Source organism: Streptomyces sp. NPDC093111 (assembly GCF_040683955.1).
Classification (GTDB): domain Bacteria; phylum Actinomycetota; class Actinomycetes; order Streptomycetales; family Streptomycetaceae; genus Streptomyces.
Genome location: NZ_JBFBNW010000007.1, coordinates 190,302 through 211,706 on the forward strand (window position 1 = coordinate 190,302; position 21,405 = coordinate 211,706).

Genomic DNA, 21,405 nt, shown 5'->3' on the forward strand with positions numbered 1-21,405 from the left:
CGGCGGGGCCGGGTGGCGGGAACGCGGGCATAGCGTGAGCGGTGAGGGGGCCGCGACGCCGAACGACACCGGCGGCGCGGCCCCGGACGGGGTTTGGGGCGGCGCGGCCATGGACGGGGACTTGGCGCGGCGGGCTCCTTGGGCGGCCGGGGCGGGCCGGGGAGCAGGACCGGGCCAGGAATCCAGGGGCCAGGACCGCACCAGGGGCCAGGACCGGGCCACGAACCAGGGGCCAGGACCGCACCAGGAGACCAGGGGGCCAGGACGGAGCCGTCCAGGAATGTCGTGCCGGAGCGTGTCGCAACGCGCCGGGACGCGGCCCCTGGATCGGCGTGATCACGGAGGCAGTCATGCGGGATCTCGTACTCGCGGTGCACGGCAGCGCCGTGCCCGAAGCCGGGGAGACCGTCGCCCGGCTCGCCGACGCCGTCGAGCGGCTCACCGGAGCGCCCGTCGCCGTCGCGCACCTCGACCACCAGAAGCCGTCGCTCCCGTACGTGCTGGCCGACCGGCCGGGCGCCGTCGTCGTCCCGCTGCTGCTCGGCGACGGCTACCACCGCACCGTCGACATCCCCTCCGTCGCCCAGCACTTCGACTGCGCCGTCACCCGGGGCCTGAGCGGCGAGCCGGGGGTCGGGCTCGCGCTGTACGACCGCCTGCGCGCGGCCGAGCGGGCAGCGGGCGGGCCGGCCGACGCGGTCCTCGTCGCCGGAGCCGGTTCGTCCCGGCCGGGCGGCAACGACGGCACCCTCCACGCCGTGGACCACCTGGAGCACCTGCTCCCCGTCCCGGTGGCCGCCGCGTACTGCTCGGCGACGGGCCCCACCGCCCCACCGGTCGCGGAGGCCGTCGACGCGCTCCACGCCCGCGGCTTCCGCCGCATCGCGGTCGCCGCGCACCTGCTGGCCCCCGGCCGCTTCACCCAGGCCCTCGCGGCCCTCCCCGACGTGTGGGCGGTCTCGGCACCGCTGGCGGACCACCCGCGGGTCGCGGGAGCGGTGGCGAAGCGGTACGAGAGGTACGCGACCGGGGACGCGGGCGCGGCGGCGGGGACGGCGCCGGGGGCTCAGCCGGACAGGCGCATGCGGACGCCCGCGGGCCGACCGGTGGCCGTGGCCGGGGCTCAGCGCTAGCCGCGGCGCCGGCCGCGAACGGGCCCGGAGGCCGGAGCGGGAGCCCAGCCCTAGCCACAGACGTGCCGTGCCCGGAGGCCGGAGCGGGGGCCCGGACACGCCCCTCCCCCACCCCCCTGAACCGCGATCCCTCACCCCCCATCTGCTGTGCTTTGGGGCATGAGACAACCCTTCCTGCCGCTCACCGCCCGGTCCATCGAGGAGTCACACCGCGCCTCCACGCCGCTGGAACTCTTCTTCGACCTGTGTTTCGTCGTCGCCGTCGCCCAAGCGGGTGCCGAACTCGTGCATGCCGTCGCCGAAGGGCATGCCGGAAGCGGGGTCATCAACTACACGATGGTCTTCTGGGCCATCTGGTGGGCGTGGATGAACTTCACCTGGTTCGCCTCCGCCTACGACAACGACGACGCCCTCTACCGGGTCGTCACCCTCGTCCAGATCGCCGGCGTCCTCATCCTCGCCGCCGGGGTCTCCCGCGCCTTCGAGGACCACGACTTCCTCGTCGTCTACATCGGCTACGTCGTGATGCGGCTCGCGCTCTCCTCCCAGTGGCTGCGCGCCGCGCACCACGCCACCGATCCGGCCGAACGGACGATGTGCCGGCGGTACGCGGGCGGAGTCATCGCCTGCCAGGTCGGTTGGGCCGCGCTGCTCCTGGTGCCCGAGGACGTACGGCCCTGGGTGTTCCTCGTGATGGCGCTGGCCGAGATGGCCGTCCCGGTGTTCGCGGAGAAGGACATCACCACGCAGTGGCACCCGCACCACATCGCCGAACGCTACGGCCTGTTCACGATCATCGTGCTCGGCGAGTCGATCGCCGCCGCGACGGTCGCCGTGAAGTCGGGCATCACCGAGAACGACGCCCTGCGCGAGCTGCTGCCGATCGCCGCCGGCGGGCTCCTCATCGTCTTCGCCGCCTGGTGGGTCTACTTCGTCGTCCCCGCCCACGACCGGCTCGCCTCCACCCGGCAGGGCTTCCTGTGGGGTTACGGGCACTTCCTGATCTTCACCTCGGCCGCCGCGATCGGCGCCGGCCTGGAGATCGCCGTCGAGCAGGCCGTCGGCAAGGCGCACATCTCCACCCTCGCCGCCTCCTCCGCCGTCACCATCCCGACCGCCGTGTTCCTCCTCTGCGTGTGGCTCCTGCACGCCCGCTACTTCAAGGTCGGCCTCGCCCAGCAGGCGGTCCTCCCGTGCTCCGCGCTCGCCGTCCTCATGTGCACGTTCGCCGGGCAATGGGCGGTGTTCGCGGCCGGCCTGGTCGCCGCGGCCACCGTCGCGGTCGGGGTGACCCTGACCGCGACCAACCCGGCCACCCGCGAGGCCGCCTGAGCCGCGACGCGTCGCACGATCTTCCGGCCGCTCGGCCCACTCACCGTCGCGGGCGCGCCCGCTCCCGGCGGCACGTGCCTCGGGCCCAAGCGCTGACCCGCGTGGTACGCAGGGGACATGACACTGCATCGGCACGACGCACTCACCGACGTGGGCGGCCTGCGGGTCGGCCACGCGCGGGTCCCGGGCGCCGGGGCGCTCTCCGGGACCACCGTCGTCCTCGCCCCGGAGGGCGGGGCCGTGGCCGCCGTGGACGTGCGCGGCGGCGGGCCCGGCACGCGGGAGACGGACGCGCTGGACCCCCGCAACCTGGTCCAGCGGATCGACGCCGTCGTCCTGACCGGCGGCAGCGCCTACGGCCTCGACGCCGCGGGCGGGGTGATGGCCTGGCTGGAGGAGCGGCGGCGCGGGGTGCGGGTCGGGCCCGACCCCGCGCACGTGGTGCCGGTCGTCCCCGCCGCCTGCCTCTTCGACCTCGGCAGGGGCGGCGACTTCGCGGCCCGCCCCGACGCCTCGACCGGCCGGGCGGCAGTCGAGGACGCGGCCTCGACCGGGCCGTACGCGCCGGTGGCGACCGGCACGGTGGGCGCGGGCACGGGGGCTGTGGTCGGCGGGCTCAAGGGCGGGGTGGGGACGGCGAGCACCGTGCTGCCGTCGGGGATCACCGTCGGGGTGCTCGTGGTCGTGAACGCGGTCGGCTCGGCGGTCGACCCGGAGACCGGCGTGCCGTACGGGCGGTACTTCGCCGGCGGGTGGCCCGACCGTCCCGACCCGGCCGTGCACGAGGCGGCGCGACGCCGGCTGGCCGAGGCCCGGGCGAAGCGGGCGGCGCCGCCGATGAACACGACGCTCGCGGTGGTCGCCACGGACGCGGCGCTGACCCGGGCGCAGGCGCAGAAGCTGGCGGGGACGGCGCACGACGGCATCGCGCGCGCCGTCCGTCCGGTGCATCTTCTCAACGACGGCGACACGGTCTTCGCCCTCGCGACCGGTGCGCGCGAACTGTCCGCCGAGGCCGGTCCGCTCGCCCTCAACGAGATCCTCGCGGCGGGCGCCGACGTGGTCACCCGGGCCATTGTCCAGGCAGTTCTCGCCCCGGAGACGGGTGTGACGGGACCGGGCGGCGACCACCCCGCGTACCGCGAGCTGTACGGCACCGTGTCCGACGACTAGCCCCTTGAAGCGACTCCCGGTATACCAAAGGGAGTTGACGAACTCGTGCGGGGGCGCGGGAACTCCATATGCGCCCCCGTTCGTTTTCCCGAACGCCGGACACGATGTCAGACCCAGGGACTACGTTTAGCAAGCACCAAGTGACATGCGGCGACGGCCTGGAGACCCCCTTGAACGATCCGCACGATCCGCAGGATCTTTCGCACGATCCGTACGAGACGACCGACACCCAGGTTGAGCGGCTCCTCGGCCGGGCGCTCAACTCCTTCGACCTGCCCGACTCCACGGTCGAGCGCCTGGCGTCCGCGCTCGCCCACTCCAGCACGCTGCACTCCTCGCACCACAGCGCCTCACTGCACCGCACCACCAACCGTCACACCTACCTCCTGGCCGACGGCACCGCCCTCACCCTCTGGGAGCTGGTGCACAACTCCGGCCGCGACGGCACCGAGCAGCACGAGCTGTACGTGGAGGAGTCCGAGGCCCGGCTCGCCGCCTCGCGCCTGCCTGCCGGCCCCTCGCTCGGCTGGAGCGTCGAGCGCGCGGACGGCACGGCGGCCGACGAGGACGACGACCTGGAGGTGCTGAGCGCGCTCCTCGCCCGCCCCATACCCGCCCAGCCCAGGATGTACGTGCCGGACAACTCCGCGGACCACGCCCGCCGGGTGCTCCGGCGCGCGGAGAACGCCGACCGGCCCGGCGAGCCGACCGTGCGGCGGCTGCGGCTGGCGTTCGCGCACCACATCACGCAGGCCTTCGGGCGCCAGTGCGCCGTGGAGGGCGGCCGGGACGCCGGCTTCACCCTCTACGAGCACCAGTTCCTGCTCCTCGACGGCAGCGAGGTCAGCCTCTGGGAGGTCGAGCACACGGCGACGCCCGACGGGCGCCACATGTGCGAGGTGTACGAGGACGAGCGCGCGGCCCGCGGGGCGATGGAGTCCCGCTCCCGGGTGCGGTGACCCCGCACGCCCCCTCCGGTACGAGGGGGCTCCCGTCCGGGGGACTTCAGCCGGCCGGGACGGGAGCGGCGGCGGTGCCGAGTCGCGCCACGGCGAACTCCCGGTTGGTCCTGGTCTGCTCGCGGTACGGCGCGGGCAGCTCGGGCAGGGCGAGGAGCCGGTCGCAGGCCGCGAGCGAGGCGGCGTGGTCGCCGACCCAGTAGGCGGTGATCGAGTACTCGAACAGCAGCCCCCACCGGTACACCCACGGCTGGAGGAACAGCAGGTCGTCGGCGGGCTGCGGCCGGTCGAGGACCGTGGACAGGAGGGCGTGGGCGGCATGGTGCCGCCTCATCCGCCGGAGCCGGGAGGCCAGTTCGCAGCAGGCTTCGAGGCGCTGCGGCCGTGCCTCCCAGGCCCGTACGAGGGAGTCCTGGGCGGCCGGCCAGCCGCCGTCGGCCACCTCCGGGTGCTCGGCGGCGAGGACCCCGGCCTGGAGCAGCGCGTAGGCGACCTCCTCGCCCCAGCCGCCCATGGCCGCGCGCGTTCCGGTACAAGGCCCAGGGGGATCCGACGGACGGCGGGGACGGCGACGGCGTCGTCAACCGCTGACGCCGAGAGGGGCCCCCGGCCGGGGGCCCCTCTCTCCACCGTCACACCGGTCAGGCCGTGACGGGCACCTTCGTCCCGGCCGGGGCCTCCTCGCCGGCGGCGGCCGACCGCGCCGGCTTCCGGGCGCTCTTGAGGAGGATGACGAGCGAGGCGCTCACCACCGTGCCCGCCACGATCGCGAGCAGGTACAGCAGCGGGTTGCCGATCAGCGGGATCACGAACAGGCCGCCGTGCGGGGCCCGCAGGGTGCACTCGAAGGCCATCGACAGGGCGCCGGTGACCGCGCCGCCCGCCATCGCCGCCGGGATGACCCGCAGCGGGTCGGCCGCGGCGAACGGGATCGCGCCCTCGGAGATGAACGACGCGCCGAGCACCCACGCGGCCTTGCCGTTCTCCCGCTCGGTCTTGGTGAAGAGCCGGCCGCGGACGGTCGTGGCCAGCGCCATCGCGAGCGGCGGCACCATGCCGGCCGCCATCACGGCCGCCATGACCATGAGCGAGCCCTCGTTGGGGGTGGCGAGACCGCCGACGGCGAACGCGTACGCGACCTTGTTGACCGGACCGCCGAGGTCGAAGCACATCATCAGGCCGAGGATGACGCCGAGGATCACCGCGTTGGCGCCGGAGAGGCCGGACAGCCAGTCGGTGAGCGCGTTCTGGAGGCTCGCGATCGGCTTGCCGATGACGAGGAACATCAGGAAGCCGACGACGATCGACGAGAGCAGCGGGATCACGACGACCGGCATGATGCCTCTGAGCGCGGCGGGGATCCGCACCTTCTGGATGGCGAGGACGGTGCCGCCGGCCACCAGACCGGCGACGAGGCCGCCGAGGAAGCCCGCGTTGATCGTGAGGGCGATCGCGCCGCCGACGAAGCCGGGGACGAGACCGGGGCGGTCGGCCATGCCGTACGAGATGTATCCGGCGAGGACCGGGACGAGGAAGCCGAAGGCCAGTCCGCCGATCTGGAACATCAGGGCGGCCCAGCTGTCGACCTGACCCCAGTCGAAGTGCTCGGCGACGGAGGGGGCCTTGTTGATGTCCCAGCCGCCCAGGGCGAAGCCGAGGGCGATGAGGAGGCCGCCGGCGGCGACGAACGGCACCATGTAGCTGACGCCGGACATGAGCCACTTGCGGAGCTTGGTGCCGTATCCCTCGTCGGGCTCGCCCGCGTTCTCCACGGGGGTGGCCCCGGCCGCGTCGCCCGCCGGGGCGGGGCCGGTGAGCTCGCCGCGGGCGGCCTTGTCGCGGACCTCGGCGATGAGTTCGGCGGGGCGGTTGATGCCGGCCTTGACGCCGACGTCGACGGTCGGCTTCCCGGCGAACCGTTCCTTGTCCCGTACGGGGACGTCGTGCGCGAAGATCACGCCGTCGGCGGCGGCCACGGTCGCCGGGTCGAGGCGGGTGAAGCCCGCCGAACCCTGCGTCTCGACCACGAGCTCGACGCCGGCCGCCCCGCCCGCCTTCTCCAGGGCCTCGGCGGCCATGTAGGTGTGGGCGATGCCGGTGGGGCAGGAGGTGACGGCGACGATACGGAAGGTCTCCGCCGGGGCCGCGGAGGCCGCCGGGCCAGCCGGAGCCACCGGGGCCGCCGGGCCAGCCGGAGCCACCAGCACCGCCGGGCCAGCCGAGACCGCCGGGCCAGCCGGACTGGCCGGACTGGCCGGACTGGCCGGACTGGCCGGACTGGCCGGACTGGCCGGACTGGCCAGGCTGGCCGCCACGGCCGCACCGTCCGGACCGGCCGCACCGCCCCCGCCCTCCGGGCTAGCCGCCCCCTCCGGCTCCCCCGCCCCCTCCTCCCCCGCGATCAGTGCCGCCGCCTCCTCCGGCGAGGTCGCCGAGCGCAGTGCCGCGGTGAAATCCGGGTCCATCAGGTGCCTGGCCAGGGCGGAGAGGATCGTCAGGTGGGCGTCGTCCGCGCCGGCCGGGGCGGCGATCAGGAAGACCAGGTCCGCCGGGCCGTCGGGGGCGCCGAAGTCGATGCCCGTGGCCGAGCGGCCGAAGGCCAGGGTCGGCTCGGTGACGTGCGCGCTGCGGCAGTGCGGGATGCCGATGCCGCCGTCGAGGCCGGTCGGCATCTGGGCCTCGCGGGCGGCGACGTCCGCCAGGAAGCCGTCGAGGTCGGTCACCCGGCCCCGCGCGACCATCCGCTCGGCGAGCGAGCGGGCCGCCGCCTCCTTGGTTGCGGCGAACAGGTCGAGGTCGACCAGGTCCGCGGCGATCATGCTGCTCATCGCGGGCTCCCTTGCTCGCTGAGGACGAAGTCCAGAGGTACGTCGGCGGTCACCGTCACCCGGCCGGGGTCCAGGTCCGCCGGGGTCGGCATCTCGCTGCCGGGGAGTTGGACGGCCGCCGCCCCGTGGGCGACCGCCGCGGCCAGGGCCTCGGGGCCCGAGCCGCCCGCGGCGAGGAAGCCGGCGAGGGACGCGTCGCCCGCGCCGACGTTGGAGCGGACCACGGGGACGGCGGCCCGGCCGTAGTGGACGCCGTCCGCCGTGACGAGGAGCTGGCCGTCGGCGCCGAGGCTGGCGAGGACCGCGCCCGCGCCGCGTTCCCGCAGCTCCTGCGCCGCCTTGACCGCGTCGCCGACGGTGGCGAGCGGGCGGCCGACGGCCTGCGCGAGTTCGTCGGCGTTCGGCTTGACGACGTCGGGGCGGGCGGCGAGGGCCGCGAGCAGGGAGGGGCCGGAGGTGTCGAGGGCGATCCGGGCTCCGGCGCCGTGGACGCGGGTGACCAGCTCGGCGTACCACTCGGGGGCGAGGCCGCGCGGGAGGCTGCCGCAGCAGGCGATCCAGTCGGCGGCCGGGGCGTGCGCGGAGACCGTGGCGAGGACGGTCTCGGACTCCTCGGGCGTCAGTTCCGGGCCGGGCGCGTTGACCTTGGTGAGCGTGCCGTCGGGTTCGGCTATCGCGATGTTGGACCGGGTCTGTCCGGCGACCGGCACGGGGGCGACCTCGATGCCCTGCCCGGCGAGCAGCTGGGCGACGAGCGCCCCGGGCGCCCCGCCGAGGGGGACGACGGCGACGGTGCGGTGTCCGGCGGCGGCGACCGCGCGGGAGACGTTGACGCCCTTGCCGCCGGGGTCCACGCGTTCCGCGGAGGCGCGCAGCACCTCGCCGCGTTCCAGGGCCGGGACCTCGTAGGTCCGGTCGAGGGAGGGGTTGGGGGTGACGGTGAGGATCACGCGCGGACGACCTCCGTTCCGGCCGCCTCGATCGCGGCGGCGTCCTCGGCGGCGAGGCCGCTGTCGGTGATGAGCAGGTCGATGTCGGTCAGGTCGCCGAAGCGGGCGAAGTGTTCCTGGCCGTGCTTGGCGGAGTCGGCGAGCAGCACGACCCGGCGGGCGGCGCCGATGACGGCCCGTTTGACGGCGGCCTCGGCGAGGTCGGGGGTGGTCAGGCCGTGTTCGGGCGAGAAGCCGTTGGCGCCGAGGAAGGCGACGTCGGCGCGGATCTCGCCGTAGGCGCGCAGCGCCCAGGCGTCGACGGCGGCGCGGGTGCGGTGCCGGACGCGGCCCCCGACGAGGTGCAGGTCGATGCCCGGGTGGTCGGCGAGCCGGGCGGCGACGGGCAGGGCGTGGGTGACGACGGTCAGGTCCCGGTCCAGCGGGAACTCGGCGGCGAGGCGGGCGAGGGTGCTGCCCGCGTCGAGGACGACGCTGCCCTCCTCGGGGAGTTCGGCGAGGGCGGCGCGGACGATCCGCTCCTTCTCGTCGGCCGCGGTGGACTCGCGCTCGGCCAGGTCAGGCTCGAAGGCGAGCCGCCCGGCCGGGATGGCGCCGCCGTGCACGCGGCGGACGAGCCCGGCGCGGTCGAGTGCCTTGAGGTCACGCCGTACGGTCTCGGCGGTGACCTGGAACTCCTCGGCGAGGGAGAGCACGTCGACCCGGCCCCTCTCGTGGGCGAGGCTGAGGATCGCCTGCTGGCGTTCCGGTGCGTACATGTGGGTTTACGTCCGTTCCATGCCCGAACCTGTGGTTTCAGCGTCACGCTACGCCCGGATTTCGGGAAAGTACACGCGATCGGGCATCGATACGGGCAGGAACGGGCATCGCGCGGGCATTCGGGCCGAAGGGCCCTCCCCGCGCATGCCGAAGGCCCCGGCCCGGGAATCCCGGGCCGGGGCCTTGTGCCCACGGCCTGCCTCGACCGCCGGCCACCGACCGTCGGCCACCGACCGCCGCTCGTCGCCGATCAGGAGACGAGCGCGGTCTCCTTCTCCACCGTGGTCACGGTCGGGGCGGTGGTCGGCTCCTCGCCGTCGTCCCCGCCCTCCAGGTGCTGCTTCGGCTTGGCCGGCAGCGCGAACATGATCAGGAAGATGGCGCCCAGCACCGCCGCCGCCCAGCCCAGCGAGTTCTGGAACGCGTCGGTGAACGCCGCGCCCGTCTCCGCCGGGAAGCGGGCCAGCCGCTCGTCGTCGATGGTCCCGAAGAACACCACCGACACCAGGCCGAGGCCCAGCGCGTTGCCCATCTGGCCGGTCGTGTTGATCAGGCCGGAGGCCGAACCGGCGTGCTCGCGCGGGACCTCCGAGAGGACCGCGTCGGTCAGCGGGGCGACGATCAGGCCCATGCCGAGGCCCATCACGACCAGCGGCGGGATCATCTGCCAGGAGTGGATCCCGGTCCCGTACCGGCCCGCCTCGAAGAGGTAGAGCAGGATGCCCGCGGCCATGGTCAGGGCGCCGGCCTGGAGCACCTTGCGGCCGAAGCGCGGCACCAGCTGCTGCACCGAGAGGCCCGCCGCCATGGAGACCGCGATCGAGAACGGCACACCGGTCAGACCCGCGTGGAGCGGGGTCCAGCCGAGGCCGATCTGCATGTAGAGCGTCCAGACCAGGAAGAAGATGCCCATCACGACGCCGAAGGTGAGCTGCACCGCGATGCCAGTAGGCGAAACACCCTGACACCTACCGGTAGCGGGCCGAACCCGCAGTTCACTAGGGGTCTCGATGGCAACGGCCACCCTGACACGCAACGCACGTACACCTTCGGTCCCTACCGGAGACATGAACACACCCACTCAGGGCGGGGCCTGCGCGTGCCACGGACGACCGTGGGCTGATCTGCTGCTCCGCAAGTCGAAAGTGGTCCGTGAGGGCGAGCGCGCCCTTTCCATCCGGGCGCAGGAAGAGCGGGGCCGAGCGTGGGCGGATGAGCACGAATACTGCGTGCGTAAGGTCTGGAAAGAGAACCTGTCGGCGTGGAGCGACGTGCGGCGCCCCAAGTACGACGCCGCCATGTCCGCCGTACTAAACGGCGAGGTACCCGCGCTGTGGTGCTACGCGCTCGACCGGTTCAGCCGGAAGGGCGCTGAGTCGGTGGTGCCGATCCTCGGCAAAGCCCGCGTGATCTTCGATTACGAACGGCTCGACTCGATGGACGAGCGAGACCGCCGATGGATCATCGACCGTGCCGAGAACGCCCGCGAATACTCGCAGCGCTTGAGCCACAACGTGACCACCACCAAGGGGCGTCAGCGCAACGAAGGACGGTGGCTCGCTAAAGCTCCGTTCGGCCTCACGGCACACCCTGACACGCGCCGCTTGAGCCCCAACCACACCCCGTACACGTGTCTCGTCAGCACCCGAGAGGAAGTCACCCCGTGGCAAGTTGTTGAGTGCATTTTCAACGCGGTAGCGGCCGGAACCGCCGCCCGTGCACTCGCGCGGATGTTCAATCGGATTGGGCTCCGCACGATCACGGGGGCCCAATGGCGTGCCCCGCAGATTCTCAAGATCTTGCACCACCCTGTGTACGAGGGTTGGTTGACGGTCGCAGTCGGGGCGTCCGAGACCGCTACGCGCTACATGGACGCGAACGGGTCCCCTGTCCGCTGCGTGGAACCGAGCACGCTGCCCGAGATGATCCCCTCGGCCCTCGCGAGCAAGGCACGGCGCGTTCTCGCTGGTGCCGAGTGGACGAAGCCCAAGCCGAAAGACGGGCTCCCCGTACACGCTCTCTCCGGGAAGCTCATATGCGCGGGCTGCAACGGTGCGATGACGAAGAGCGGACGGGGCTATCGCTGCGATCTCACGGCAGAGGGCGGGGTCTGTGCGGCGCCTACGTACGTGATGCAAAAGCCCCTGGAAGCCTACGTAGTCGATCTCTGGTCGACCCGGTTGCACGCGTCGGACGACGACGACCCGTTGTTGATCGCTGTTGCCGAGCGTTGGCAACAGCTACAGCGACCGAGCGAGACGGCAGAGGTCAAGGAAGCACGGGCCGAGCTGAAAGCCGCGTCGGCGCAGCTTGACAAGTTCCACGCCGACGACCGAGCGGGGTTCTACTCGGGCCGGTCCGCTAAGTACCGCATCCCTACAAAGATCGCTGCGGAAAAGCGGCTCGACGCTGCCGAAGACAAGGTGAGGGAACTGACGGGCGAGGACCGTGTAGACATCACGTTCCTTATCGAGGGGAAGGCAGCGAAGACGTGGGAGGCAGCCGCCCCGCAGCTTCGGCGGGATCTGCTGGGACTGGCGATAGACCGCGTGATCGTGTCCAAGTCCCCGGGGAAGGGGAAGCGGTTCGTGGGTGACGAGCGCGTGACCGTCGTGTGGGCCGACCCGGAAGGGGCCGAGCCCGACACGGACGAGTTCGAGCAAGCCGCGTAAGCCCCGTGTAGGCCCAAGAGAGCCCCGGTCGGTCCCTGTGACTGCCGGGGCTTTCTGCTGCCCGCAGGGGGGGGCACCCGTGGCCCCGGATAGGCTCGGTGTACCCCGTGCCGACATGGAGTGTGCGGGGTAGGGCTGGTGCACGACGGTCTCTAGAGCCCGGAAATGCAGTACGACCAGCCCGCCCCGCCCCGGTAGTCCCTCGCGGACCACCGGGGCTTTCTGCTGCCCGTCTCGGGGCTGTGGGGCGCTCGCCGGCGAGGCCGACCAGCGGGGCAAGGAGGTGTTGAGAGTGACGACTTTCGACACTTTTTAGAACGCATAGAAAAAATACAGAGAAAGAGAAACCGGGGTCTCTGTCGTCACCACCGACACCGCTCGGCACCCCCGGGACACCTTCGGTCCCTACTACTGGGGCACCAGGGAGGAACCGAGCGAACCCCGACCGTCCACCGCACGAAGCGGCGAGGGCGCGGGACACCTTCGGTCCCTACTACTGGGGCAAGAGAGAGCGGGACTACCGCGCACCCACCCCGAGGGGGAACCTGGCGGACTGAGTGCCCGCTCTCTCGCAGCTCTGCCCGTGCACCACGCACCCCGCCATTACGGGGGTGGCCGCAGGGGTCGTGTGGCAGAGCGCGGGGACCGCACCTCCCATGAGTAACCGCCCCTTGACCGGGGGCGCCGAAAGGGGTCGTAAGCGCGTGCGGTCCCCACCGTGTCCGGACCGGCCCCGCCGGCGAGGACGACCAAGCCCACTGACCCAACGGCAGAGGTGCGCGGTACCGGCCCGGCTCGTCCGGGATATCGGCCGCAGAGGTCCCCGGTTCGAGTCCGGGGGTGGGCGCGTAGAGAACGACGACCAGGCCGACGACATCGAGGGGGCGCCATGCGCTGTATCGACTGCACGGAGCCGGCGACCCATCGGGGCCGCTGCAAGACCCATCACGGGGCGTACGAGGAACGCCCGACGGTCCGTACCCGTCGAGCCCGGAGTCGACGACGGGCGGCCCGGAACGATGCTGCTGCACGGCTCCGCCGGATCATCGAGCGGAAGGGGACCGCGTGGTGCGACTGGTGCCTAAGCGACTTCCCCACGGCAGGTGTAGACGTGGACCATGTGCGGCCCCTCTCTATGGGAGGGACCGACACGGACGGCAACGTTCAGGTGCTGTGCCGGGGGTGCCACGCGCTGAAGACGCGTACGGAGTTCGGCGCTGCTGGGCCGTGCCGCACTTCGTGAAGGTGCTGTACGACAACGGCCCCGGTCCCGCAGCGGCTATCGGTTCTGCTGATCGTTCCTGCGGCCGAGCTCCTTACGCCGCTCGGCGCGGTCACGCTGCCATCCTTCGATGACAATGCGTCGGTCCCGACTGTTCTGCGGCCACGTGTGGCGCCACAGCTGGATACCACCGAAGACAACAGCGAGGAACGCGGATACGGCCAGCAGCGCCCACCAAGGGGCGTTTTCCGGCAGGCTAAACATGATCTTCGAGCCTTTCGACCGTGCTTGGTCGACGGGCTGTCTAGGCAGCGAGTACGGCGCTCCCCTGCGCGCTGCTGCGACGCCCGCCCCGGTAGGTGGTCACGGGGAAGGCAGTGTTCGGTCCTCGGGGTGTGATCTGTGGCGTTGCGTCGATGGGGTCCGGCTTCCACACGGGAACGTCGTCGGCTCCTACGCGGCCCAACATGCGGGACAGGAGCAGGATGAGCACCCGCACGAGGAACCGCAGCAGGCAGTCAAGAAACTCGGCGAGAGCCGCACGAAACTCGCGAACCGCCGAACGTCGTTCAGTCACGGTGACTGCTGACCGCAGATCCTCAGCGGCACCCCTAAGCCGGTCGCGAGTGCCGCGAGGCTGACGGAGGTCCCCCAGGCGAGCGATCGCCTCGGCCGCCTTGAAGTCAGCATCGCCCCAGAGGCGGATTGAGACCTTCGAACGGTCGTGGGCGAGAGTCCCGAGTCGCCAGATCTGCTCTCGGAAAACGTCTGGGCTTCCGTCCACATCTTCGATCGATGCAAGGATTGGAAGAATATCGATGTCCACACCGGTATCCGCCCAAATCTTGCGCTTTGGCTCCATCACTTCACCTCCCCACGGGTTGAGTGCCGTACGCCCGGAGTCTAGCCGTCGCGACCGACACGGCCTGGGCTTCGGGGCTGAGGGCGGCCTCGCCTGCGCGGCTTACGTCTCTGTGCTTGACGCTCATGTGCCACGAACTGACCGCACGGGCCCGACCGGCGATCGGACTTCCTACCGCTGCGCCCACCACGTCCCCGCTGCCCCGCCGGCGGTGGTGATCAGGGCGACGAGCCATGACGGGATGCGCTGCACGGTCAAGTGCAGCCCACCTAAGCGTAGTTCGATTGCAGGGCGGGTCTCGGATTTAAGCGTCATGGCTACATCTCCTGTGCCGGTGCCGTGGAGCCCTATCCCACCTGACGCGCCGTGCGGCAGGGAAGGCGGCGAGCCCTGGCGCAGCCTGGCGAATTTGCCTCTACCTGCTCAGCTATGCATACCGAGCGGTATGTAGAGCTGGCGTACACGATCCGCGCGCGCCCTTGGTGCTTGCGCCACCCCTGGGAGGTGATCCGTGCCCCGACGACCCCGTCCCCCGTGCTCGGTACCCGGGTGCCCCGAGCTGACTGCCCGTGGTGGCCGCTGTGCCGCTCACGAGCGTGAGGCGAACCAGGACCGTGCGTCGCGTGGCGGCTCGGTGTACACGACGCGGTGGCAGCGCATCCGGAAGGCGTACCTGTACGCAAACCCGTGGTGCGTGCTGTGCGGTCGAGCGGCGAACGTGGCGGACCACTTCCCTCTGAGCCGGCGAGAGCTGGTCGCTCGGGGTGAGGCAAATCCGGATGCGGCGAAGCATCTGCGTCCGCTGTGTACGTCGTGCCACAACGGGGAGACGGCACGGCACCAGCCTGGTGGTTGGGCTGCTGAGGCTCGCTCGCGGCGTGAGTCGCTGGAGCGCCCGCCGTTCTGACCAGGGGGGTACCCCCGACCCTCTCGCCAACTGAGCGGCAGGGAGGCAAAAAGCTAGCGCCGCAGCTACCGCCCTTTGCGCGGGCTGCCATGGCGTTCTTCCTGCTCTTCGCCGGGGTGATGACCCCCACCAATCTCATCCGCGACGGCATGGTGCCGACGCGGCCGGCTCACGACCCGTGGAAGGGGTGAAGGAATGGCCGACCCGACACGAAAGACACCGCCGTTGCAGGTGGTCCGCGAGGGTAACCCCGGTAAGCGCCCGATCTCCGAGGGGGTGCGGGTGCCGCCTGCCGAGCTGTCCGAACCGGACTGGACGGACACGTTCGCGGACGTGCCCGGAGATCAGGGCCCGGTGAACGAGCGGTGCAGAAACGTTGCTTCCCGCGAGTGGCGCCGTGTTGTTCCGGTTCTGGAGTTCACGGCCGGTATCGGCACGGTGGACACCGCGACGCTCACGGACTACTGCGTCTGCGTTGCGCGCATCGACCAGTGCGAGCGGGAGATTTCCGCGAACGGAATCCTTATGCAGGGCGAGCGCGGGTGGCAGAAGAACGGTGCGACGACGATCGTCGGCCAGTACCGCACGCAGCTTGCCCGGTACATCGGTGAACTCGGTCTGTCTCCCTCTGCGCGTGGCCGGTTGACTCCGCCGGACGATCGCGGGGGCGAGGATGACGGAATCTTCGACTGATGTCCTCCCCGTCCCGCTGGACGCACTGTGCGAACTCGGGCTGTCCGAGGACGAGATAGCCGACGCGCTCGAATCCCGCCCCCTGGTGGTTGCGGCCCAAGCGCAGAGTGCCCCGGGTGCCTACTTCGATGTAACAGCCGCTCGGCGGGCCGTTGATGCGATTCAGACCTTCAAGCACACCAAGGGGCGTTGGGGTAACTCGCGGCTCAAGCTCTCGCCGTGGCAGATCGTTTGGGTAATCGCCCCGATTTTCGGATGGCTCGCCCATGACGCCGAGTTGGGGCGCGCTGTCCGCGTGATCCGCTCGGCGTGGGTCGAAGTTCCTCGCAAGAACGGCAAGAGCACGCTTTCATCCGGCATCGGCCTGGTGCTGTTGCTCGCAGATCGCGAAATCGGCGCAGAGGTGTACGCGGCTGCCGGTTCGCTTCCACAGGCCGAGCGCGTCTTTGATGACGCTAAGCGTATGGCTCTCACCAGTAGGGCCGTACGGGGCCGTGTAGAGGTACTGCGGGGCCTTATCCGGGTGCCGAGGACCGGTGGCATCTTCCGCGCGCTGTCCAAGATTGCCGAGACTGCCCACGGTTTGAATGTGAGCGGCGCGATCGTGGATGAGGTCCACGTGCACAAGCGCCGTGATCTCATCGACGCTATCGAGACGGGCACGGGTGCCCGTGACCAGCCTCTGATCATCTACATCACGACGGCTGATGAGGGCACCGAGGGCAGCATTTACGACGAGAAACACACGTACACGCGCCGCTGTGCGGACGCTGTGATCTCGGATCCCGGTCATTACGGCGTGATTTGGGCAGCCGAGGAGAAAGACGACCCGTTCGCAGAGAGCACGTGGCGAAAAGCGAACCCGGGTCTGGGGGCGTCTCCCTCGCTCGCGTATATGCGGCGTGAGGCGAACAAGGCACGTTCGACGCCGAGTTACTTCCCGACGTTCTGTCGTCTGTCGCTCAACCGCCGGATGCGGGCCGCTTCGCGGTGGCTCCCGCTTTCGCTGTGGGACGAGAACAACGGCCCGGTGAACGACAAGACGTTTCGGTTCCGGCGGGCGTGGGGCGGGGTGGACCTCTCGGCGGTCTCGGACCTTTCCGCGTGGGTTCTCGCTGTGGAGTCTCGCAAGCCCGGGGTCGAGCTGGAACTCATATCTCGCTTTTGGCTGCCTGAGGAACGCGTAGACGAGCTGGAGCAACAGCTACAGGTCCCGCTACGACAGTGGGCTGCCGATGGCCTGTTGACCCTTACCGAGGGTGACGCGATCGACTATGACGCCATCGAGAAACAGATAATCGCGGACTGTCGCCGGCTGGACGTACAGCGAATCAGTTACGACCGGATGTTTGCCGGGCAGCTCGTCCAGCGCATCGAACAGAAAACCCGTGGTGTGGACGTGGTGCCGGTCGCGCAGACCTATCTAGGGATGAGCCCCGGCAGTAAAGAGCTTGAAAGGCTGCTCCGCGAGGGCCGAATACACCACGGCGGAAACCCGATCCTGCGTTGGAATGCGTCGGTAGTCGAGGTGTACCGGGACGGGAACGACAATTTGCGCCCCGTGAAACCTGACCGGGGAAAGTCGAGCGCCCGTATTGACGGTATCGCTGCGGCGGTTATGGCTCTGGATGGATATGTCCGTCGGCCGATCAAGCGTGCCCGTGCGGCGAGCGCGTAGTACAAGGGGGACGCATGGCGGAAACACCGCTACAGATGACGGAACGGCTGTACGGCAAGGTGCAGCGACGTAGGCACCAAGCTAAAAAGTGGAGCGACGCATACGAGGGTGACCGTCCTCTACTGTTTGCCTCGCCAGAATTCAGCACGCAGACAGGCGGGCTCTTTGATGGATTCTCCGATAACTGGTGCGCGGTGGTGCCCGACGCGACGGTTGAACGTCTTATGCCGATCGGGTTCCGTCTGGAAGACGGGTCGATTGACAAGGGTGCCGGTAAGGCGTGGAAGCGCTCGGAAGCCGATGTTGAGATCGGCCTAGCTCTGCTGGAGGCTCTTATCACGGGGCGGTCTTATGCCCTGGTCTGGAATAACGATGGCAGTTGAGATCACCTTTCAGCACGCTGGGAGCGCGATAGTCGAATACGTCCCTGGTCGCCGTCGGCTTCGTAAGGCGGGGCTTATGACGTGGCGGGACTACGACACCGAGTTTGCAACGCTGTTCACGCCGAGCATGGTTTACCGGTGGCAGCGCCCGATCTGCGAGGGCGGGCAGTGGACGGGCCGCACCGCAGGGCTTTCCCGGGGCGAGCCGAGTCACGTTCCGAATCCCCTCGGCGTGGTGCCGTTGGTCGAGCTGCCGAACCGCTCGCGGCTACACGGAAAACCCCGGTCCGAGATTGCGACGGTCCTTCCGCTACAGGATGCCGTGAACACGTTGTGGGCACACCTAATGACCGCGTCGGACGGTCTTGCGCTGCCCGCACGGGCGGTGCTCGGGATGGATCGGCCCGTCCGTGAAATCGTGGACCCGGAGTCGGGTGAAGTCGTCGGCGAGGAGGATCTACCGCTAGACCGCTTCCGCTCTGACCGTCTGCTGTGGCTTGAGAAGCAGGGCGCGCAAATCGCCGAGTTCTCCGCCGCTGATCTTGAGAACTATCTCAAGGTTATTGAGGTGGCGGTGCAGCACATTGCGGCCCAAACCCGCACCCCGCCTTCGTACTTGGCGGGTCAGCTCGTCAACGTGAGCCCCGACGGGTTCGCCGCATCGGAAGCGGGGCTAATCGCCAAGGTATCGGAGATGCAACGGCACTTCGGCTCGGCGCTCCGCGAGATCATGCGCCTTGAAGCCCTCGCGCAGGGCGAGGCGCGGCGGGCGGAATCCCTTGCGCTTGGCTCCGTGGTCTGGCGGGACCCGCAGTTCAGGTCTGACGCCCAATACTCCGATGCGCTGGTCAAGCTCAAGTCCATTGGCGTCCCGGATGAAGCGCTGTGGGAGCGAATCCCCGGGGTCACTCCGGACGAAATCGACCGGTGGAAGACCATGCGTACGGATGCGGCGGGCGCGATCCTCGGCGGGAACGTCGCCGAGCTGTTCGGGCCGAAGCCCGGTCGAGCCGAGGTCGACGACCAGGCCGACGACGATGCGCCCGAGGATTCGTCCGTGGGAGCCTCGTAGTGCCGAGCACGGCTGATCTAGCGGCCGAGCGATACGCGCAAGTCCAGAGTGTTTCCCGGGCGGTTGTGGAAGCTGTACAGGGAATCTGGCGTGACGTACCGGCCGACCGGATCTTGTCCGCGATGCAAGGGGAAGCGGGGCGGCAGATCCTCGCAGCGGTAACCGCAGGGCAGCTCTCTGCGGCGCAGGGGGCCCAAGCGTTCGTCGGTGCCGCTATGGCGGCCCAAGGGGCTGTTGCGGCCCCGCTCGGGCTGCTCGAACCGTCCGCCCTGGTGGGTGTCGCTTCGGACGGGCGCCCGCTCGCCTCGCTGCTGCAACTCCCTGCCATCACTACGGCTCAAGCCCTCGCAGCCGGCGAGAGCGCCGAAGTGGCGGCACTCCGTGGCCTAACGCAAATGGCGATGATGGCGAGCACGCAGGTAGCCGACACGGCCCGTACAGCTACGTCCATCGGCATGGCCGCGCACCCTCGGTGCGTCTCGTATGTGCGAGTGGTGAGGCTGCCGGCCTGCGCTCGCTGCATCATCCTTTCGGGGCGGCAGTACAGCTATTCCACTGGTTTCAAACGGCATCCCCGCTGCGATTGCGGAATGGAGCCGATGACCGATGCCGAATGGAAACAGACCAAGACACCCGAGGATCTATTTCGGGAGATGAGCCCCGCCGAACAGCGGAAGCGGCTCGGGGCCGCAGGGGTCAAGGCACTGGAAGCGGGCGCAGACCTCGGGCAACTGATCAACGCGCGCCGGGGGTTGGCTACTGCTGCCACTGGGCGAGGGCCCATGAAAGTCACGACCGAGGGAACGACCAAACGCGGAATCGGCGGCAAGAATCTCGGCCCGTTCGCGAAGGTTCCCGGCGGCACCCGGTATGAGCGCGCCACCGAGGCCCGACTCATGCCCGAGACCATTCTCAAACTCGCGGGAGACGACCGCGAGCACCAAATAGCGATGCTCAAGAAACACGGATACATCGTGTAGGGGGAACACCAATGGCAGACGACCCGCAGAATGCCCCGGGCAACGGTCCCGAGGGCGAGAACGAGAACACGCCCGGTACGGGCAATGCCAACTCACCGCAGGGCGACCAGGGCACGGGCACCGAGGGCGACCAGGTCGACGCGGTCAAGGCCGCCGAGAAGCGAGCCGAGACCGCCGAAGCGGAAGCGGCACGGCTCCGCCGGTCGAATGCGGCACAGAAGCCCGGAGACCTTGACGCGCTCCGCGACGAGATCCGGGGCGAGTTCACAGCGCAGCTCGTCCGCGCCGAGCTGCGTGCGGCTGCGGCGGGCAAGCTGCGCGACCCGGCGGACGCCCTCGCCCTGGTGGACGTCGCGGCCCTGGTCGATACCGGGGGCGACATCGATACGGACGCGATCGGCAAGGCAGTGGCAGCACTGCTCAAGGCCAAGCCCTATCTCGCAGCCGAGACCGCCCCGAGCACTCCCGCTCCGTCATGGGGCGACGTGGGCGCCGGTCAGCACGACACCGCCGAGCCCGAGCCGGCGACCCCGCTCGACCGTCTACGTCGGGCCTACGCCGAGTAGCACCCGCACCCTTCACCACCTATTCCAGGGGACGCGCCTAAATGACGCCGTCCCCTTTTTCATGCCCAAAATAAGGGGGAACTCAGCACATGGCACTTACCCTTCCCGAGGCCGCAAAGCTCTCGAACACCGATCTACAGCGCGGCGTCATCGAGACTTTCGTTCAGGAATCCAGCATCCTGGACCGGCTTCCGCTACTCACCATCGAGGGCAATTCCTACGCCTACAACGAGGAAGGCACCCTGCCCGGCGTCCAGTTCCGTGCGGTCAATGAGGCGTATGCCGAGAGCACGGGCACGGTAAACCAGAAGTCGGAAAGCCTGGTCATCCTCGGCGGTGACGCCGACGTGGACAAGTTCATTGTTAAGACCAGGGGCAACCTGAACGATCAGCGTGCCGTTCAGACGCGCATGAAGATCAAGGCCGCCGCCTACAAGTTCCAGGATTCCTTTTTCAATGGCGACGTCGCGACCGAGCCCAAGGGATTCGACGGTCTGCGTAAGCGGCTCGTGGGCGCGCAGGTCATTTCTGCGGGTACCAACGGCGCTCCGATCGTGGGCACCGACGGCAAGGACTCGCACGCGTTCTTTGACCTGTTGGACGCGCTGATTGCGCAGGTCCCGGGTCTGACCAACGCCAACGGCGCGCTTTACGCGAACCGCGCGGTTATCGCAAAGATCAAGTCGGCTGCTCGCCGGATCGGCGGTTACGAGATGGTCCGCGAGTCTCTGACCGGAAAGACCGTCCCGACGTACAACGGGATTCCCCTGCTCGACCCGGGCCAGACTGCTGCCGGTGCGGACATCCTTCCGCAGACGGAGACGCAGGGCACCGCAACGGACGCGTCTTCCATTTACGCCGTCCGCTTCGGTCAGGCCGAGGACGACCGCGCGGTGACCGGTCTCACTAACGGTGGAATTCAGGTAACCGACCTCGGCGAGCTGGAGTCCAAGCCGGCTTACCGCACGCGAATCGAGTTCTACACCGGACTCGCAGTATTCGGCGGTCGTGGCGCTGCTCGCCTTAACGGCGTGCTCGCCAAGTAACGGAAAGGGACGGAATGCCACCGCGTAAGCGGACAGCGTCCGCCCCGAAGATTCCGCACACGGATTCGTGCGGCGTCCCGGACCGAGTCGAGAGCTTTCCCGTTCTCGATTCCTACGGGGCCCCTCGGACCGTTTCGCGGTGTCTGGCGTGCGGCGCTCAGACAGTGAAGTGACCAAGGGAGGTAACGCG

General features: G+C 69.9%; 18 protein-coding genes and 1 pseudogene. 13 read left to right on the top strand and 6 right to left on the bottom strand.

From position 1 onward, the window contains the following. Window positions 1-350: 350 nt before the first annotated feature. The 4 genes from AB0Q96_RS14145 to AB0Q96_RS14160 all read left to right on the top strand — a co-directional run bounded on the left by AB0Q96_RS14145 (window position 351) and on the right by AB0Q96_RS14160 (window position 4,597). Window positions 351-1,133 (top strand): CbiX/SirB N-terminal domain-containing protein, encoded by a 783-nt coding sequence (locus tag AB0Q96_RS14145; protein WP_365325063.1) that lies wholly within the window; start codon window positions 351-353, stop codon window positions 1,131-1,133. Window positions 1,134-1,292: 159 nt separating this feature from the next. Next, entirely contained in the window at window positions 1,293-2,465 is a 1,173-nt protein-coding gene (locus tag AB0Q96_RS14150; RefSeq protein ID WP_365325065.1) for a low temperature requirement protein A, read from the top strand. 117 nt (window positions 2,466-2,582) lie between these two features. After that, on the top strand, window positions 2,583-3,638 hold the full coding sequence (locus AB0Q96_RS14155) for a P1 family peptidase (protein WP_365325067.1): 1,056 nt from the start codon (window positions 2,583-2,585) through the stop codon (window positions 3,636-3,638). 104 nt (window positions 3,639-3,742) lie between these two features. Next, on the top strand, window positions 3,743-4,597 hold the full coding sequence (locus AB0Q96_RS14160) for a DUF6227 family protein (protein ID WP_365325069.1): 855 nt from the start codon (window positions 3,743-3,745) through the stop codon (window positions 4,595-4,597). 46 nt (window positions 4,598-4,643) lie between these two features. Here AB0Q96_RS14160 and AB0Q96_RS14165 read toward each other — a convergent pair whose 3' ends face one another. The 5 genes and pseudogenes from AB0Q96_RS14165 to AB0Q96_RS14185 all read right to left on the bottom strand — a co-directional run. Then, a complete protein-coding gene (locus AB0Q96_RS14165) occupies window positions 4,644-5,111 on the bottom strand; it encodes a hypothetical protein (protein ID WP_365325072.1) in 468 nt (155 codons plus the stop codon). A gap of 127 nt (window positions 5,112-5,238) precedes the next feature. Continuing rightward, on the bottom strand, window positions 5,239-7,425 hold the full coding sequence (locus AB0Q96_RS14170; RefSeq protein ID WP_365325074.1) for a fructose-specific PTS transporter subunit EIIC: 2,187 nt from the start codon (window positions 7,423-7,425) through the stop codon (window positions 5,239-5,241). After that, complete coding sequence (pfkB, locus tag AB0Q96_RS14175) at window positions 7,422-8,375, bottom strand: 1-phosphofructokinase (RefSeq protein WP_365325076.1); 954 nt, start codon at window positions 8,373-8,375, stop codon at window positions 7,422-7,424. The genes AB0Q96_RS14170 and pfkB overlap by 4 nt, the downstream gene beginning before the upstream one ends. Then, window positions 8,372-9,133: a DeoR/GlpR family DNA-binding transcription regulator gene (locus AB0Q96_RS14180; protein WP_365325078.1), complete on the bottom strand. Its 762-nt coding sequence runs from the start codon at window positions 9,131-9,133 to the stop codon at window positions 8,372-8,374. Before AB0Q96_RS14180 ends, pfkB begins: the two co-directional genes overlap by 4 nt. A gap of 251 nt (window positions 9,134-9,384) precedes the next feature. Continuing rightward, a pseudogene (locus AB0Q96_RS14185) lies at window positions 9,385-10,080 on the bottom strand (MFS transporter); the annotation flags it as partial. A 121-nt stretch (window positions 10,081-10,201) separates the two neighbouring features. Between AB0Q96_RS14185 and AB0Q96_RS14190 the strand changes: the two are divergent. Together AB0Q96_RS14190 and AB0Q96_RS14195 are read left to right on the top strand one after the other, a co-directional pair. Continuing rightward, window positions 10,202-11,806 (top strand): recombinase family protein, encoded by a 1,605-nt coding sequence (locus tag AB0Q96_RS14190; protein WP_365325080.1) that lies wholly within the window; start codon window positions 10,202-10,204, stop codon window positions 11,804-11,806. 889 nt (window positions 11,807-12,695) lie between these two features. Further along, window positions 12,696-13,049 carry an HNH endonuclease signature motif containing protein gene (locus tag AB0Q96_RS14195; RefSeq protein ID WP_365325082.1) on the top strand — a complete coding sequence of 118 codons (354 nt, stop codon included), beginning with the start codon at window positions 12,696-12,698 and terminating at the stop codon, window positions 13,047-13,049. 283 nt (window positions 13,050-13,332) lie between these two features. Here the strand turns inward: AB0Q96_RS14195 and AB0Q96_RS14200 are convergent, their stop codons facing one another. Next, window positions 13,333-13,893: a hypothetical protein gene (locus AB0Q96_RS14200; protein ID WP_365325084.1), complete on the bottom strand. Its 561-nt coding sequence runs from the start codon at window positions 13,891-13,893 to the stop codon at window positions 13,333-13,335. 1,099 nt (window positions 13,894-14,992) lie between these two features. Here AB0Q96_RS14200 and AB0Q96_RS14205 point away from each other — a divergent pair. From AB0Q96_RS14205 to AB0Q96_RS14235, 7 genes are all read left to right on the top strand, one after another. Beyond that, window positions 14,993-15,490: a phage terminase small subunit P27 family gene (locus AB0Q96_RS14205; RefSeq protein ID WP_365325086.1), complete on the top strand. Its 498-nt coding sequence runs from the start codon at window positions 14,993-14,995 to the stop codon at window positions 15,488-15,490. Further along, a complete protein-coding gene (locus tag AB0Q96_RS14210) occupies window positions 15,471-17,168 on the top strand; it encodes a terminase TerL endonuclease subunit (protein WP_365325088.1) in 1,698 nt (565 codons plus the stop codon). The genes AB0Q96_RS14205 and AB0Q96_RS14210 overlap by 20 nt, the downstream gene beginning before the upstream one ends. Window positions 17,169-17,182: 14 nt before the next feature. Continuing rightward, window positions 17,183-17,551, top strand: coding sequence for a hypothetical protein (locus AB0Q96_RS14215; RefSeq protein ID WP_365325090.1), 369 nt, complete (start codon window positions 17,183-17,185; stop codon window positions 17,549-17,551). A 76-nt stretch (window positions 17,552-17,627) separates the two neighbouring features. Further along, the gene (locus AB0Q96_RS14220; RefSeq protein ID WP_365325092.1) at window positions 17,628-18,623 is read left to right on the top strand and encodes a phage portal protein; all 996 of its coding nucleotides are present in this window, start codon (window positions 17,628-17,630) and stop codon (window positions 18,621-18,623) included. Between the two features lie 65 nt (window positions 18,624-18,688). Beyond that, window positions 18,689-19,603 (top strand): hypothetical protein, encoded by a 915-nt coding sequence (locus tag AB0Q96_RS14225; protein WP_365325094.1) that lies wholly within the window; start codon window positions 18,689-18,691, stop codon window positions 19,601-19,603. 11 nt (window positions 19,604-19,614) lie between these two features. After that, the gene (locus tag AB0Q96_RS14230) at window positions 19,615-20,169 is read left to right on the top strand and encodes a hypothetical protein (RefSeq protein WP_365325096.1); all 555 of its coding nucleotides are present in this window, start codon (window positions 19,615-19,617) and stop codon (window positions 20,167-20,169) included. A gap of 89 nt (window positions 20,170-20,258) precedes the next feature. Continuing rightward, a complete protein-coding gene (locus tag AB0Q96_RS14235; RefSeq protein WP_365325098.1) occupies window positions 20,259-21,215 on the top strand; it encodes a major capsid protein in 957 nt (318 codons plus the stop codon). Window positions 21,216-21,405: the final 190 nt, after the last annotated feature.

Coding starts and splice junctions, on each gene's coding strand:
- AB0Q96_RS14145 (WP_365325063.1), top strand. CDS start 351: ATGCGGGATCTCGTACTCGCGGTGCACGGCAGCGCCGTGCCCGAAGCC.
- AB0Q96_RS14215 (WP_365325090.1), top strand. CDS start 17,183: ATGGCGGAAACACCGCTACAGATGACGGAACGGCTGTACGGCAAGGTG.
- AB0Q96_RS14150 (WP_365325065.1), top strand. CDS start 1,293: ATGAGACAACCCTTCCTGCCGCTCACCGCCCGGTCCATCGAGGAGTCA.
- AB0Q96_RS14180 (WP_365325078.1), bottom strand. CDS start 9,133: ATGTACGCACCGGAACGCCAGCAGGCGATCCTCAGCCTCGCCCACGAG.
- AB0Q96_RS14235 (WP_365325098.1), top strand. CDS start 20,259: ATGGCACTTACCCTTCCCGAGGCCGCAAAGCTCTCGAACACCGATCTA.
- AB0Q96_RS14210 (WP_365325088.1), top strand. CDS start 15,471: ATGACGGAATCTTCGACTGATGTCCTCCCCGTCCCGCTGGACGCACTG.
- AB0Q96_RS14170 (WP_365325074.1), bottom strand. CDS start 7,425: ATGAGCAGCATGATCGCCGCGGACCTGGTCGACCTCGACCTGTTCGCC.
- AB0Q96_RS14220 (WP_365325092.1), top strand. CDS start 17,628: ATGACGTGGCGGGACTACGACACCGAGTTTGCAACGCTGTTCACGCCG.
- AB0Q96_RS14165 (WP_365325072.1), bottom strand. CDS start 5,111: ATGGGCGGCTGGGGCGAGGAGGTCGCCTACGCGCTGCTCCAGGCCGGG.
- AB0Q96_RS14155 (WP_365325067.1), top strand. CDS start 2,583: ATGACACTGCATCGGCACGACGCACTCACCGACGTGGGCGGCCTGCGG.
- AB0Q96_RS14230 (WP_365325096.1), top strand. CDS start 19,615: ATGGCAGACGACCCGCAGAATGCCCCGGGCAACGGTCCCGAGGGCGAG.
- AB0Q96_RS14195 (WP_365325082.1), top strand. CDS start 12,696: ATGCGCTGTATCGACTGCACGGAGCCGGCGACCCATCGGGGCCGCTGC.
- AB0Q96_RS14205 (WP_365325086.1), top strand. CDS start 14,993: ATGGCCGACCCGACACGAAAGACACCGCCGTTGCAGGTGGTCCGCGAG.
- AB0Q96_RS14160 (WP_365325069.1), top strand. CDS start 3,743: ATGTCAGACCCAGGGACTACGTTTAGCAAGCACCAAGTGACATGCGGC.
- AB0Q96_RS14190 (WP_365325080.1), top strand. CDS start 10,202: ATGAACACACCCACTCAGGGCGGGGCCTGCGCGTGCCACGGACGACCG.